This is a genomic window from Streptomyces sp. CA-251247, assembly GCF_050952975.1.
Classification (GTDB): domain Bacteria; phylum Actinomycetota; class Actinomycetes; order Streptomycetales; family Streptomycetaceae; genus Streptomyces; species Streptomyces achmelvichensis.
Genome location: NZ_CP191861.1, coordinates 1,218,210 through 1,231,453, shown reverse-complemented (window position 1 = coordinate 1,231,453; position 13,244 = coordinate 1,218,210). Strand labels below are relative to the sequence as shown.

General features: G+C 71.4%; 13 protein-coding genes. 6 read left to right on the top strand and 7 right to left on the bottom strand.

The window, feature by feature from the left end; all coding sequences use genetic code 11:
- Positions 1-61 precede the first annotated feature (61 nt).
- A complete protein-coding gene (locus ACQPWZ_RS05300) occupies positions 62-907 on the top strand; it encodes a spermidine synthase (RefSeq protein ID WP_433570783.1) in 846 nt (281 codons plus the stop codon).
- On the opposite strand, the gene ACQPWZ_RS05295 is transcribed toward ACQPWZ_RS05300, so the two are convergent.
- Both ACQPWZ_RS05295 and ACQPWZ_RS05290 read right to left on the bottom strand, forming a co-directional pair.
- Complete coding sequence (locus ACQPWZ_RS05295; protein WP_433570782.1) at positions 869-2,185, bottom strand: MFS transporter; 1,317 nt, start codon at positions 2,183-2,185, stop codon at positions 869-871. The genes ACQPWZ_RS05300 and ACQPWZ_RS05295 overlap by 39 nt on opposite strands.
- A 41-nt stretch (positions 2,186-2,226) precedes the next feature.
- Entirely contained in the window at positions 2,227-3,225 is a 999-nt protein-coding gene (locus ACQPWZ_RS05290) for a hypothetical protein (protein ID WP_340471958.1), read from the bottom strand.
- A 108-nt stretch (positions 3,226-3,333) separates the two neighbouring features.
- Here ACQPWZ_RS05290 and ACQPWZ_RS05285 point away from each other — a divergent pair, with 108 nt between their 5' ends.
- The 3 genes from ACQPWZ_RS05285 to ACQPWZ_RS05275 all read left to right on the top strand — a co-directional run bounded on the left by ACQPWZ_RS05285 (position 3,334) and on the right by ACQPWZ_RS05275 (position 5,153).
- Entirely contained in the window at positions 3,334-3,771 is a 438-nt protein-coding gene (locus tag ACQPWZ_RS05285; RefSeq protein ID WP_340477742.1) for a DUF4442 domain-containing protein, read from the top strand.
- Positions 3,772-3,871: 100 nt separating this feature from the next.
- The gene (locus ACQPWZ_RS05280; RefSeq protein WP_433573771.1) at positions 3,872-4,531 is read left to right on the top strand and encodes a DedA family protein; all 660 of its coding nucleotides are present in this window, start codon (positions 3,872-3,874) and stop codon (positions 4,529-4,531) included.
- An 88-nt stretch (positions 4,532-4,619) separates the two neighbouring features.
- Positions 4,620-5,153: a gamma carbonic anhydrase family protein gene (locus ACQPWZ_RS05275; protein ID WP_340471957.1), complete on the top strand. Its 534-nt coding sequence runs from the start codon at positions 4,620-4,622 to the stop codon at positions 5,151-5,153.
- A 146-nt stretch (positions 5,154-5,299) separates the two neighbouring features.
- Here ACQPWZ_RS05275 and ACQPWZ_RS05270 read toward each other — a convergent pair whose 3' ends face one another.
- Positions 5,300-5,866: an ATP-binding protein gene (locus ACQPWZ_RS05270; RefSeq protein ID WP_356704659.1), complete on the bottom strand. Its 567-nt coding sequence runs from the start codon at positions 5,864-5,866 to the stop codon at positions 5,300-5,302.
- 140 nt (positions 5,867-6,006) lie between these two features.
- Between ACQPWZ_RS05270 and ACQPWZ_RS05265 the strand changes: the two genes are divergently transcribed.
- Together ACQPWZ_RS05265 and ACQPWZ_RS05260 are read left to right on the top strand one after the other, a co-directional pair.
- Entirely contained in the window at positions 6,007-8,835 is a 2,829-nt protein-coding gene (locus ACQPWZ_RS05265) for a LuxR C-terminal-related transcriptional regulator (RefSeq protein WP_433570781.1), read from the top strand.
- A 379-nt stretch (positions 8,836-9,214) separates the two neighbouring features.
- The gene (locus ACQPWZ_RS05260) at positions 9,215-10,441 is read left to right on the top strand and encodes a cytochrome P450 (RefSeq protein ID WP_340471954.1); all 1,227 of its coding nucleotides are present in this window, start codon (positions 9,215-9,217) and stop codon (positions 10,439-10,441) included.
- A 62-nt stretch (positions 10,442-10,503) separates the two neighbouring features.
- On the opposite strand, the gene ACQPWZ_RS05255 is transcribed toward ACQPWZ_RS05260, so the two are convergent.
- Genes ACQPWZ_RS05255 through ACQPWZ_RS05240 form a run of 4 tightly spaced genes read right to left on the bottom strand, consistent with a single transcriptional unit; the run spans position 10,504 to position 13,175 of the window.
- Positions 10,504-11,769: a cytochrome P450 gene (locus tag ACQPWZ_RS05255; RefSeq protein ID WP_328859915.1), complete on the bottom strand. Its 1,266-nt coding sequence runs from the start codon at positions 11,767-11,769 to the stop codon at positions 10,504-10,506.
- Complete coding sequence (locus tag ACQPWZ_RS05250) at positions 11,766-12,380, bottom strand: GTP-binding protein (protein ID WP_313947623.1); 615 nt, start codon at positions 12,378-12,380, stop codon at positions 11,766-11,768. Before ACQPWZ_RS05250 ends, ACQPWZ_RS05255 begins: the two co-directional genes overlap by 4 nt.
- Positions 12,361-12,720 carry a DUF742 domain-containing protein gene (locus ACQPWZ_RS05245; RefSeq protein ID WP_340471953.1) on the bottom strand — a complete coding sequence of 120 codons (360 nt, stop codon included), beginning with the start codon at positions 12,718-12,720 and terminating at the stop codon, positions 12,361-12,363. The genes ACQPWZ_RS05250 and ACQPWZ_RS05245 overlap by 20 nt, the downstream gene beginning before the upstream one ends.
- Positions 12,717-13,175: a roadblock/LC7 domain-containing protein gene (locus tag ACQPWZ_RS05240; RefSeq protein ID WP_383233859.1), complete on the bottom strand. Its 459-nt coding sequence runs from the start codon at positions 13,173-13,175 to the stop codon at positions 12,717-12,719. Before ACQPWZ_RS05240 ends, ACQPWZ_RS05245 begins: the two co-directional genes overlap by 4 nt.
- Positions 13,176-13,244 lie beyond the last annotated feature (69 nt).

Below are 13,244 nucleotides of genomic sequence, written 5' to 3'. Positions count from 1 at the left end.
GCGGGCGCTCCCCGGCCGTCCCCGCGCCTGCCGGCGCGAGCGGCCCGGGCACAATGTGACCGTGAACGAGCAGATACCGGTTGTCCGCGAGGTCGACCGGGGCACCGCCAGGCTCATGCCCGACATCGACCGCGAGCGGGCCTGGCTGCTCACCGTCGACGACGCTCCCCAGTCGTACGTCGACCTGGACGAGCCCACGCATCTGGAGTTCGAGTACACCAGGCGGCTCGCCCATGTCATCGACACCTGCGCCGACGAGGGTGCGCCACTCGATCTGCTGCACCTCGGCGGCGGAGCCCTCACTTTGCCGCGCTACGCCGCGGTGACCCGGCCCGGCTCACGGCAGGACGTGGTGGAGTTCGACCGCGGTCTGCTCGACCTGGTCGCGGAGCAACTGCCGCTGCCCGACGGCTCGGGCATCGCGCTGCACGCGGCGGACGCCCGCGCCTGGATCGACGCGGCGCCGGCGGACTCGGCCGACCTGCTGATCGCCGATGTCTTCGGCGGATCGCGGGTGCCGGCGCAAGTGACCTCGGTCGAGTACGCGCGAGCGGCCGAACGCGTCCTGAGGCCGGGCGGGATCTACGCGGCGAACCTCGCCGACAGCGCTCCGTTCGCGTTCCTGGGCTCCCAGTTGGCCACCTTCGCCGCGGTGTTCGCCGAACTCGCCGTGATTGCCGAACCGGCGGTGCTGCGCGGACGCCGCTTCGGCAACGTCCTGCTGCTCGCGTCCCACGCCCCGCTCGACACGGCAGCCCTCGCCCGCCGCACTTCGGCGGACCCGTTCCCCGCACGCGTCGAGGACGGCGCCCCGCTGCGGCGGCTCATGGGATCCGCGACGCCGGTGGCGGACGCCGATGCCCAGGCGTCACCCGAGCCGCCCGGCGGCGCCTTCAGCATCGGCTGAGGCCACCGGGAGGGGGCCGGGGCCCGCGGCGGCGACCTTCCCGGAGCGGCGGGCCAGATGCCGGACGTCCGGCACGAACAGCACGGCCGCGGTCACGAGGACCACGAGCGCCGAGCACCCCCACAGCGACGCGCTCCGCCCGAACACGCTCTCCGCGGGCCCGGCGAGCGCGGTCGCCAGCGGCAGCATGGCCACCGAGCCGAACCAGTCGTAGGCGCAGACCCGCGAGAGCATCTCCTCCGGGATCTCCTGGTGCAGCGCCGTCATCCACGCGACGCCGAACACCTCGATCGCCACCCCGCTCACCAGCATCACGGCGGCCAGTCCCGGGACCGGCAGCGGCACGGCGAGCGCGGCGGACGGCAGGGCGAGGGGGAAGACGCACAGCGTGCCCGCGAGCAGCAGCCGCCGCGGCTTCCACCGCATCATCAGCAGCGCACCGAGGAGGGTGCCCACACCGAAGGCCGCCAGCGCCATGCCCCAGGGTCCGGCGCCGCCCAACTCGTCCTCGGCCACCAGCGGTCCGAACACCGACTCGGCGGCGCCCACGACGGCGACGACCACCGTGAACTGCGCGACGATGCCCCACAGCCACGGCCTGCTGATGACTTCTTTCCAGCCGTCGCGCAGATCGGCGAGCAGCCCGCCGCCGGGCGCGCGCGGCGCGATGTGACCGACGTGGAGGAAGGCGCGCAGCCCGCCGGCGACCGCGAACGCCACCGCGTCCACCGCCAGCACCCAGCCGGGCCCCATCGCCGCGATCAGCGCGCCGCCGAGCGCCGCACCGCCGATCGAGGCACCGTGCATGGCCATCCGGAACACGGCGAAGGCCCGGCTCGCCTGCTCACCGCTGACGCTCGACATCAGCATGCCTTCGGCGGCCGGGTTGAAGAACGCCTGCCCGGTTCCGCAGAGCGCGGTCAGGAGCATCATCTGCCACAGCTGCGCGTCGCCGGCCAGCACCAGGACCGCGAAGACGCCCTGGGACACACAGTTCAGGGCGTTGGCGGCGACCATCACCCGGTGCCGCGGCACCCGGTCGGCGACCGCGCCGCCGATCAGCAGGAAGAGAACGAGCGGGAGCGTACGGGCAGCCGCGACCAGACCCACATCGCCCGCGTCGCCACCGGACTCCAGCACGGCGAACGCCGCCGCGATCAGTGCACCGTGGCTTCCCAGGTTGGTGACGATCGCGGCGGCGGTCAGCAGCGTGTAGTTGCGGCCGGCCCATTCGGGGCGGCGCGGGTGGCGGCGGGGCGGGGCTGCGGAGGAGGTCACCCACGGACTATCCCCGCAGGCCGCCCTGCTTGCCAAACCGGTTACGGCGTGGGCGTCGCCGCCAGCCGCACCGTGCTCAGGATCTGCTTGATGGTCGCGTCCGGGACCTCGTCCGGCACACCCTTGTTGGCGTACAGGACCCAGGACTTGAACTCACCCGCGGGGTCCTTGAAGGAGAAGGCGATCGACTTGCCGTCGGTCTCGCACTTGTTCTCCTTCTTCACCCCGATGGCGGTCGCCGTCGACACGCTGCCGGCCAGGCCCGACTTCGTCGTGTACGGGACGGCCTTGGTCACCTTCACCGTGCCCTTGGGCTCGGTCTGCGCGTAACCCGCCCAGACCCAGTTGCCGGCCTCGTTGTACGCGGCCGTCGCGGCGTCCTTGGCTCCCTTGCCGCCCTTGGTGCCCGTCGTGCTCAGACCCCAGTCCTCGAGCTTGCCGTCCTTGTCGGTGTCGAACGTGCACCACTTGGACTTGTAGTGGGCCGGAGCCGACATCGCGACGACGGGGGAGCCGTCGCCCTTCTTGTCGTCCTCGAAGCCGGTGCTGACGCCCGAACCGGCGACCTCCCACCCCGCCGGGACGTCGAACTGCGTGCCGTGCTTGGGGTTGGAGACGACCTTCCAGCCGGCGATCGTCGCCTTGCCGCCGTCACCGCCGCGCGGGTTCTCCGTGGGAGAGGCCGCGGGATCGCCGGTCGGCTGCTTCACCGTCGGCGTCTTCGAGGCCGTGGGCTTGCTGTCGACGGACGTGCTGTCGTCGTCCCCGAGCACGACGACACCCGTGATCACCGCAGCCGCGACGACGGCCGTGGCCGCGACGATCGCGACGATCGTCGTCTTCTTCTTGTCGTCCGGCGGCGTGGGGCCACCGGGCGGCTGCATCGGCACCCCGTACTGCGGCGCGGTCGGCTGCTGGTACGGGTTGGGCTGCTGGTACCCCGGCTGCTGGTACGGATTCGGCTGTTGGTACCCCGGCTGCTGGTACGGGTTCTGGTCCTGCGGGTTCTCGCCCCCGGGCGGCTGCTGTCCTGGCCACATGGCGAGTAACCATAGAGGTGCCGTGCCGCCGGGGCTACGTCCGCCCCCGCGCGGGGATGGCCAAGCGGCCCTACTCGTGGGTAACATCCAGGCATGAGCGCTGATCAGATGACAGTCGGCGAGATGCTCGCCGCCACGGTCCCCATGGCCCGGACGCTGAACCTGGAGTTCCTGGAGACCACCGCCGAGCGTGCCGTACTGCGCATGCCGGACCAGCCCGACTTCCACAACCACGTGGGCGGGCCGCACGCCGGAGCGATGTTCACGCTCGCCGAGTCCGCCAGCGGTGCCATCGTCATCGCCGCCTTCGGCGACCAGCTGAACCGTGCCGTACCGCTCGCCGTCAAGGCGGAGATCGGCTACAAGAAGCTGGCGATGGGCGTCGTCACCGCGACGGCCACCCTCGGCCGGCCCATCGCCGACGTCGTCGCCGAACTCGACGCGGGCGAGCGCCCGGAGTTCCCGGTGAACGTCGCCATCGAGCGCGCCGACGGCGCGGTCACCGGCGAGATGACCGTCGTCTGGACCCTGCGGCCCAACGCCTGACGGGCGGCCGGACCCCACTCCCGAAGCAGGTAGGCTGCCCGGCGTGCGCCACGGGGGCGCACGCCGGGCAGCGGTACTGCGCACACGGGAGGAACCGGCGTTGCACGTCCAGGAGTGGCTCGAGACCGTCCCCCCGCTCAGCATCTACCTGCTGGTCGGGGTGGTGATCGGGCTCGAGAGTCTCGGTATCCCGCTGCCGGGTGAGATCGTCCTCGTCAGTTCGGCGCTGCTCGCCTCCCAGCACGGTGACATCAACCCGTACATCCTGGGCGCGTGTGCGACGGCCGGCGCGATCATCGGCGACTCGATCGGGTACACGATCGGCCGCAAGGGCGGCAGGCCCCTGCTGGCCTGGCTCGGCGGGAAGTTCCCGAAACACTTCGGCCCCGCTCAGATCGCCATGGCGGAGCGGTCGTTCGAGAAGTGGGGCATGTGGGCCGTCTTCTTCGGACGCTTCGTCGCTCTGCTGCGGATCTTCGCCGGGCCCCTGGCGGGCGTGCTGCGCATGCCGTACTGGAAGTTCCTGATCGCCAACGTCTTCGGCGGCATCCTGTGGGCGGGCGGCACGACCGCCGTCATCTACTCGGTCGGTGTCGTCGCCGAGGCGTGGCTCAAGCGGTTCTCGTGGCTGGGGCTCGTCCTCGCGGTGCTGATCGGTGTGACCTCCATGCTCGTGCTCAAGAGCCGTGCGAAGAAGGCGGCGGCCGAGGCGGAAACGCGGACGGTCCTCGAACCCGAGCCGGTTCCCGCCGCCGACTGACCCGCGGCCCGGTCGTCGCGCAGCCGTACGGACCGTCCGGTGCGCCGTTCATGAAACGGTGCGCCGTTCATGAAACGAGGAGACAGCGATGGCGTCAGAGGCGCTGATCATGGGTGTGGGCGGCCGGGAGCCGAGCGTCGCACCGGAGGCTTTCACCGCTCCGACCTCGGTCGTCATCGGTGAGGTCACCCTCGCGCCGGGCGCCGGCGTCTGGTACCAGACGGTGCTGCGGGCGGACTGCGGGCCGATCGTCATCGGCGCCGACTCCAACATCCAGGACAACTGCACGGTCCACTCGGATCCCGGCTTCCCCGTGACGGTGGGGGAGCGCGTCTCGGTCGGCCACAACGCCGTCCTGCACGGCTGCACGGTCGAGGACGACGTGCTGGTGGGGATGGGGGCGACGGTCCTCAACGGTGCCCACATCGGCACCGGGTCCCTGGTGGCCGCGCACGCTCTCGTGCCGCAGGGGATGCGGGTCCCGCCCGGCTCGCTCGTCGCCGGGGTGCCCGCCAAGGTGCGGCGCGAGCTCACGGACGAGGAGCGCGAGGGCATCAAGCTGAACGCCGCCGTCTACCTGGACCTCGCCGACGCCCATCGTGAGGCGGCACGGAAGGTCTGACGGGCAGCCGTCGGCCGGCCCGCACCAGCCTGACCCGCAGCGTGAACCTTTGATTGCAGCCGTCGGCAGCCGGTGCGGAGGGTCTGACCTCTCCCGTCGCCCGGCTCGCGCCCGCGGTCCGCGTGGTCCTCGCTGCCCCGTGTGCGTCAGTGGCAGTCCGGCTCCACCGTCAGCCCGATCACCGTACGGAACTCCACGGGGGGCGACGGTTCGTCCTCCATCCGTGGGTGCAGGGTCACGGGCCGTGGCCCGCCCTGATGGGGTGGCATGACGATTTCAGCCGCGACCACGCTGCCCATCGGCAGCCGTCGCGTGACGGTCCTGGTGGCGAATGCGTCGACGAGCCGCAGACCCTGGCCGCAGTCCGCGTGAGCGTCCAGCGGTTCCTGGCGTCGTGCATGACGATGCTTCCACCGGCCGCCGTCCCTGACCTCCGTCACCAGCGTGTTGCCGCGGACCTTGATGGCCAGGGCGACCCAGGTGCTGCCACTGTGCAGCACCACATTGCTGACGAGCTCGGTGACGATCACCGAGAGCGCTTCGTGGAATTCGTCGTGCAACCGCCATCGACGGGCCACTGCGCGTGCGAAATGGCGCAGGGTGCGGGCGGCTTCCGGCGTCGCCGACATCGCACACTGGGCCAGACCCGAGGTTCCGCCGTACGGTCCGTGCCCGGACGACGAAAACTGGGAGGACTCCTCTGATGCGATCACGTCGGCTCCTTCTGCCCAGGTCGATGCCTGGGCCCGTGGGACTACGCTCACTGTCTCGGCAAGCCCGGCGCAATTGGGGAGACTGAAGTACGGATACCTAAAGAAATGAAATGCCCAGAAATGTCGAGGAGAGTGAGCCGGTGAGCACGCTCAGTGACGAAGTCTGGGAGCGATGGCTGCAACAGACGGTCGCCCACCCCGGCCGGCAGTCGGCGCTCCTGCTGCTGGAGGGGCGCGCGGGTACCGGCAAGAGCCGCCTGGTCGACCGGCTGCTGGACAGCGCCGAGGCCGGAGGGCGGCCCCGGGTCGTGCTGACGTTCACCTCCTCCGGCGTCGCGCTGACGCACCACCCGGCCCGGGTGCCCCGCACGGAACCGGGCGCCACCCCCGTACGTGAGCGCCCCGATCCGGTCGCCCTGCCGCCGCGGATCCACCCCGACGCCGCCGCACTCGCCGGGGATCTGGAACCCCTGTTGGAGTCCGGCGGTCCGGTCCTGCTGATCGCCGACGATGTGCACCGGGCGGACGGCGCGGGCAGGGACCTGCTGCGCGGACTGCTGGAGCAGCCCCCCGCCGGGCTCGCCACCGTCCTCACCTACCGCCCCGAGGAACTCGCCGAACCCGGACTCGTCCTCGGCCGCGCCGTCGCCTACCCGGCCCGGCTCACCGTCCTGCGCGTACGCCTGGAACCCCTGGACGCCGACGAGGTCCGCCGGCTGGTCGAGGACCGCCTCGGTCCCGAATGCTGCCCGCCCGAGCTCGTCGCCCGGATCCACGAGCGGTCCGCCGGAGTGCCTCAGGTCGTCGTCGATCTCGTGCGCCAGCTGGAGGACGCGTACGGGCCCCGGGAGCGCTACACGGCCAAGGACCTCGATGCCACCGGCCCGCCCGTACGACTGGCCGAGCTGGCCGTCGGCCGGCTGGCCGCACTGCCCGAGGAGCACCGGGCCGTGGCCCGCGCCGCCGCCGTCCTCGACGAGCCCAGCAGCGCGGCGGACCTGTACGCGGTGGCCGCGTTGCCCGGCGCGGCCGGCCGTGAGGCGCTCGTCGCCTCACTGCGCGGGGCGGTGCTGCTGGAGAACGACCGCGATCTGTACGGCTTCCCCTCGCCCCTCGCGGGCACCGCCGTCTACGGCGAGATGCCCGGCCCCCTGCGCCAGGACATGCACCGCAGGGCCGCCGACGTCCTCGCCCACCGTCATCCCGTGCCGTGGGCCCGGCTCGCGGCGCACCGGCACCGCGGCGGCCAGATACGCGGGTGGCTCAAGGCCGTCGAACACGCGGCCCAGCAGTGCGCCGAGGCAGGCGCCCACCAGACGGCGATCGACCTGCTGGAACAGGCTCTTTCGCACCCCGCGGTGCCGCGGGAGACCAGGGCCCGCCTCGCCCGCCTCCTCGCCCACAGCGCGGTGCTCGGACTGCACACCGACCAGACCGTCCAGGTGCTGCGCCAGATCCTCGACGAGCAGTCGCTGCCCCCGGCGGTCCGCGGGCAGATCCGGCTCGACCTCGGCCTGGTGCTCTACAACCAGGCCGGCCGCGGGCTCCAGGGCTGGGTGGAACTGGAGCAGGCGGTCGATGAGCTGGCCGAGCGGCCGGCCCTCGCCGCCCGCGCGATGTCGGCGCTCGCCATGCCGGTCATGTCGTCCGTACCGCTGGAACGCAATCTGCACTGGCTCGAGAAGGTGCAGAAGATGGCGGCCGGCAGCCACGACGACGAGGCGCGCACAGCGGTCGACGCCAACTGCATCGCGGTCCTCCTGGAGATCGGCGACCCCACGGCCTGGGACGTCCTGGAACGGCTGCGCGGCCAGACCGAGCAGTCGGACCGGCTGCCGCACGTGGCCCGCGGGCTGGTGAACGCCGCGGACGCCGCCCTGTGGCTCGGTCATCTCTCCCGCGTGGGAGAGCTGCTCGAAGAGGGTGTCGATGTCGCCGTCCGCGGCGGAGCCACCTACGTCGAACAGGACGGCCGCGGCACCGGACTGCTGCTGGACTGGGTGACGGGCACCTGGGACGGCCTCACCACCCGGGCCAGGGCCTTCGTGGCCGAGACCGGTGTCATGCCCGGGCCCGCCGCGGACGCGCGGATCGTCCTCGGCATGCTGGCCCTCGCACAGGGCGAATGGCAGCAGATGGCGGCCTGGCTCTCCGGAGAGGGGCATCCGCTGCCTGTCGGCTCACCGCTGCCGCATGTCGCGGCGGCGTCCGGCGCGCTCGTCCGTACCGCACTCGCCCGCGGCGATCTGGACAGCGCGGCGTCCGAGGCGGCCGACGCCTGGGACCGGCTGCGGGACAAGGGCGTCTGGGCGTGGGCGGCCGAACTGGCGCCCTGGGCGGTGGAGGCGACCGCCCGGGCCGGCCGCCGTCAGACGGCCGAGGCGATGACCGCGGAGTTCGAGGCGGGCCTGAAGGACACGGCTCTGCCGTCCCCGATGGCGGCACTGTCCTGGTGTCGCGGCATCCTGCTGGACACCGCCGGCCGGCCCGCTGAGGCGGTGCAGCACTTCCAGGACGCGACGGAGAGGTACGCCGCGATGCCCCGGCCGTACGCGGCGATCCTCACCGCCGAGGCGGCGGCCTCCTGCGTGCTCGCGGCGGCGGCCGAGGGCGGGGACAGCGACCCGGACGCGCTCGCGGCGGCGGTCGAGTCCCTGGCGTCCTGCGTGGAACGGCTGACCGACATGGGCGCCGGGTGGGACGCCGCACGGGTACGGGCCACGCTCCGCTCCCACCAGCCCGCGGCCGAGCAGCGTCCGCGCGGGCGGCCCAGCTACGGCGACCAGCTCTCTCCGCGCGAGCAGGAGGTCGTGGACCTGGCGTCGGCGGGCCTCACCAACCGAGAGATCGCGACCACACTGCACCTGTCGCCGCGCACGGTGGAGCAGCACGTGTCCCGGGCGCGCCGGAAGCTGGAGTCGCAGACCCGCCAGCAGCTCAGCCGCAACCGCGGCACACGGGGTTCATGAATTATTTGCGTATCCGTAGATCCGGTGCACGGATAGGCGCATCTCGGGATGTGGTCATAGCTTCCACTCACCGAAAGCGGAATGCACCGTTATCGAGTCTGCCCTCGCGGCGACCGGTGACCCGAGTGCCCGCCGTCGGTGCTGTGCCCGGGCGGCCGGACGGCCTGGCGAGTGTGCGCCGCATCCCCCACCACGGTGGCCCGCGCTCGCCGAGGCAGGGGGGCCCGGCCCCGGGCACGGTTGTCCGCCCCGGGCGCAGGATCAGGCCGCGCGCCGGAGAAGGGCACCAAGGCACCAGATTCGGCCAGGACCGGTCTGGTTCAGCTGACGGATGATCAATAGCCTTGTGTGAGTTGCCCGTTACTGCTCAAGGAGCGCCATGGCCACCGCACAACAGGTACCGGACATCCTGTCGCCGGAGTTTGCCGCGAACCCCTATCCGGCTTACCGCGCCATGCGTGAACACGCGCCCTTGATCTGGCACGAGGCCACCAACAGCTATCTCATCTCGCGCTACCGGGACGTCGAGCGGGCCTTCAAGGACAAGGACTCGCTCTACACCACCGACAATTACGCATGGCAGATCGAGCCGGTGCACGGCAAGACGATCCTCCAGCTCAGCGGGCGCGAACACGCCGTCCGCAGGGCGCTGGTGGCGCCGGCGTTCCGGGGCAGGGACCTCCAGGAGAAGTTCCTGCCGGTCATCGAGAGCAACGCCCGTGAACTGATCGACGGCATCCGGCACAAGGGCGAGGCCGACCTCGTCGACTCCTTCGCCACCCGTTTCCCGGTCAACGTCATCGCCGACATGCTCGGCCTCGACAAGGCGGACCACGCCCGGTTCCACGGCTGGTACACCACCGTCATCGCCTTCCTGGGCAACCTCGCGGGCGACCCCGACGTCACGGCGGCGGGGGAGCGCACCCGTATCGAGTTCGCCGAATACATGATCCCGATCATCCAGGAGCGCCGCGAGCACCTCGGCGACGACCTGCTGTCCTCGCTCTGCGCGGCCGAGGTCGACGGCGTACGGATGAGCGACGAGGACATCAAGGCCTTCTGCAGCCTGCTGCTCGCCGCCGGCGGTGAGACCACCGACAAGGCGATCGCCAGCATCTTCGCCAATCTGCTGGTCAACCCCGAACAGCTCGCCGCCGTACGGGAGGACCGCAGCCTGATCGACCGGGCCTTCGCCGAGACCCTCCGCTACACCCCGCCGGTCCACATGATCATGCGGCAGACGGCCACCGAGGTCACGGTCAGCGGCGGCACGATCCCCGCGGGGGCGACGGTCACCTGTCTGATCGGCGCGGCGAACCGGGACGCGGAGCGCTACAAGGACCCGGACCGTTTCGACATCTTCCGCGACGACCTCACCTCGACCACGGCGTTCTCCGCGGCCGCAGACCATCTGGCGTTCGCACTCGGCCGGCACTTCTGCGTCGGCGCGCTGCTCGCCAAGGCCGAGGTCGAGACCGGTGTCAACCAACTGCTCGACGCCATGCCGGACATGCGGCTCGCGGACGGCTTCGTCCCGTCCGAGCAGGGCGTGTTCACGCGCGGGCCGCAGTCGCTGCCCGTCCGCTTCACGCCCGTCGACGCCTGATCACAGCGGGGCCGGCCGGTGCGCCGGGGCCGCGGTTCCACCGCGGGCCCCGGCGCCGCCGCTCACTGCACGACCGGCGTGAACTGCACCGGCAGGGACGTCAGCCCCCGCATCCAGATGGAGGGCCGCCAGGTCAACTGCTCCGGCTCCACGGCCAGAACCACGTCCGGCAGCCGCTCCAGCAGCGTCTCGATCGCGGTACGCGCGATCACATCGGCCAGCAGGGGCGCCGGGTACGGGCAGCGGTGTTCACCGTTGCTGAAGGACAGATGCGAGGAGTTCTCGGCACCGATGTGACCCTCGGGCCAGATCTGCGGATCGGTGTTGGCCGCCGCGAGCCCCAGCACCACACAGTCGCCCGCCCGGATCTGCCGGCCGCCGAGCTGCGTGTCGCGCACCGCCCAGCGGCCGATGAAGTTCTGCGTGGGGGTGTCCAGCCAGAGCACCTCGTTGAGCGCCTGGCCGACGCTGAGACGGCCGCCGGAGACGTTCAGGGCGAACCGGTCGTCGGTCAGCAGCAGACGCAGCGTGTTGCAGATCCAGTTCGCCGTCGGCTGCTGGGCCGCGGCGATGATCGAGATCAGGTCCTGGACGATCTCCTCGTCCGTCAGCCCCGCCGGATGCCGGAGCATCCGCGAGGTGACATCCGGACCCGGTGTGCCGCGCTTGTCCTTGACCAGGCGCTGAATGCGTTCCTGTACGCGTACGTAAGCGGCCACCGGGTCGTCGCCCTCGGCCGCGTCCAGCGAGATCTGCAGATCGCGCACGAGGTCGTCGGTGTCGGAGCCCCGCGCCGGCATCCCGCACATCTGGACCGCGGCCCGCATCGGCAGTGCGTGGGCGTACGCGGACATCAGCTCGGCCTGCCCGCTGCCCGCGAAGCCGTCGATCAACTGGTCGGCGATCCGCGTGCTCCAGTGGGCCAGTTCGAACTGGTCGACCGACTCGAGCGCCTCGGTGATGACGCCCGCCCGCCGCTGGTGCTCGGCGCCCTCGGCGAACAGGACCGAGGGCTGATAGCCGACGAACGGCATCAGCGGCCAGTCGGCGGGGATGTTCTCCCACTGGTTCCAGCGCCGCGAGTCCCGGGCGAACAAGTCGTCGTGGCTGGTCACATAGGAGACTTCGGCGTAACCGAGCACCAGCCAGGCGGGGATGTCCCCGTCGAGCAGGATCGGGGCCACCGCGCCCTGCTCACGGCGCATCGAGCGGTACAGCTCGGAGGGGCTCTGCTGGTACTCCAGGCCGCTGAGGCGGATCGCCCCCGCATGAGCGGGGCAGCCCGGCGGCGGGGACGGCGCGGGTTCGGGTGCGGCGGGGTCGGTCATGGTGTCATCTCCCGTGCCATGGCCAGTTCATGAAGGTGGTCGACAAGGCTGATCAGGACGTGCTTGCCGGACGAGCGGACCCGGGCGTCGCAGTCGATCAGCGGCACATGCGGGGCGAGCGACAGCGCCTGGCGTATCTCGTCCAGCGAGAAGGCGGCCATGTCGTCGTCGAAGCGGTTGACCGCCACCACGAAGGGCGTCCGGTGGTGCTCGAGCCGGTCGATCGCGTACCAGGAGTCGCTCATGCGCCGGGTGTCGACCAGCACCACGGCACCCAGGGTGCCGGTGAAGAGCCGGTCCCACAGGAACCAGAAGCGCTCCTGGCCCGGTGCGCCGAACAAGTACAGGACCATACGGTCGTTGAGGCTGATCCGGCCGAAGTCGAAGGCGACGGTGGTGGTCGTCTTGGTGGCGAGACCGGCGGTCTCGTCGACGCCGACACCCGCCTGCGTCATGACTTCCTCGGTGTTCAGCGGACGGATCTCGCTGACCGACTTCACCAGGGTGGTCTTGCCGACCCCGAAACCACCCACGATCACGATCTTCAGCCCGGTCTCGGCCGAGTCGACGAGCGGGGTGCGGGCGGGCAGTTCAGAGGTTGCGGAGTCCATGGAGCACCTCCTTCAAGAGGGCCGAGTCGGGCAGATCGACGAGCGCGCGGGCGGCCCGCGGATGGCGGGCCGTGATACGCCCCGTCGCCAGCAGGTCGCCCAGCAGGATCCGTACGACCGTCACCGGCAGTTTCAGCTCCGCGGACAGCTCGACGACCGCGGTCGGGTGACGGCACAGGTCGAGGATCCGTACATGCTCCGACTGCATCCCGAGGGTCGGCTCGCACTCGCTGACGATCAGCGTCACCAGGTCGAACGCGTCGTCGTCGGCACGGCTGCGGCCCCCCGTGACCGTGTAGAGCCGGTCCGGATCACCCGTGTCGACGGGTTTGCGGGTCATGAGAGCGGACTCTCCGGGGTCGGCATCCGCGGCTCAGCCCGCAGATGCTCACCGATCTGCTCCACGAGATCCGTCATCTGGTGGCCCACCACGCCGGGATCGGCGCCGTCCTCCGCGACGACCGCCAGATGGGCGCCGTCGCCGGCCTCCACGATGAACAGCAATCCGCCGTGGAACTCGGTCATCGAGTGCCGTACGCCGCCGCTGCCGTTGCCGAATTCGACCGACGCCCCCTGGGCCAGCGCCTGGATGCCCGAGCAGATCGCGGCCAGCTGATCGGCCTGGTCGAGCGTCAGATGCCGGGTCCAGCACAGCTTGAGCCCGTCGCGGGAGAGCACCAGGGCGTGCCGGGTGCCCGGGGTGCGTTCGAGAAGGCTTTCCAGTAGCCAGGTCAGGCTGTTGTCAGTGGTCTGCATCGTCTGCGTGGGGCGGATGCGTCCCGGTGTTCCGGTCATCCGCCCGTGCCTCCTTCTCTCACGTCGTGTAACGGGGGTGGCGCCATGACCCGGGCGCCGGCGGGGCGG

Coding starts and splice junctions, on each gene's coding strand:
- ACQPWZ_RS05290 (WP_340471958.1), bottom strand. CDS start 3,225: ATGTGGCCAGGACAGCAGCCGCCCGGGGGCGAGAACCCGCAGGACCAG.
- ACQPWZ_RS05285 (WP_340477742.1), top strand. CDS start 3,334: ATGACAGTCGGCGAGATGCTCGCCGCCACGGTCCCCATGGCCCGGACG.
- ACQPWZ_RS05275 (WP_340471957.1), top strand. CDS start 4,620: ATGGCGTCAGAGGCGCTGATCATGGGTGTGGGCGGCCGGGAGCCGAGC.
- ACQPWZ_RS05260 (WP_340471954.1), top strand. CDS start 9,215: ATGGCCACCGCACAACAGGTACCGGACATCCTGTCGCCGGAGTTTGCC.
- ACQPWZ_RS05255 (WP_328859915.1), bottom strand. CDS start 11,769: ATGACCGACCCCGCCGCACCCGAACCCGCGCCGTCCCCGCCGCCGGGC.
- ACQPWZ_RS05250 (WP_313947623.1), bottom strand. CDS start 12,380: ATGGACTCCGCAACCTCTGAACTGCCCGCCCGCACCCCGCTCGTCGAC.
- ACQPWZ_RS05245 (WP_340471953.1), bottom strand. CDS start 12,720: ATGACCCGCAAACCCGTCGACACGGGTGATCCGGACCGGCTCTACACG.
- ACQPWZ_RS05240 (WP_383233859.1), bottom strand. CDS start 13,175: ATGACCGGAACACCGGGACGCATCCGCCCCACGCAGACGATGCAGACC.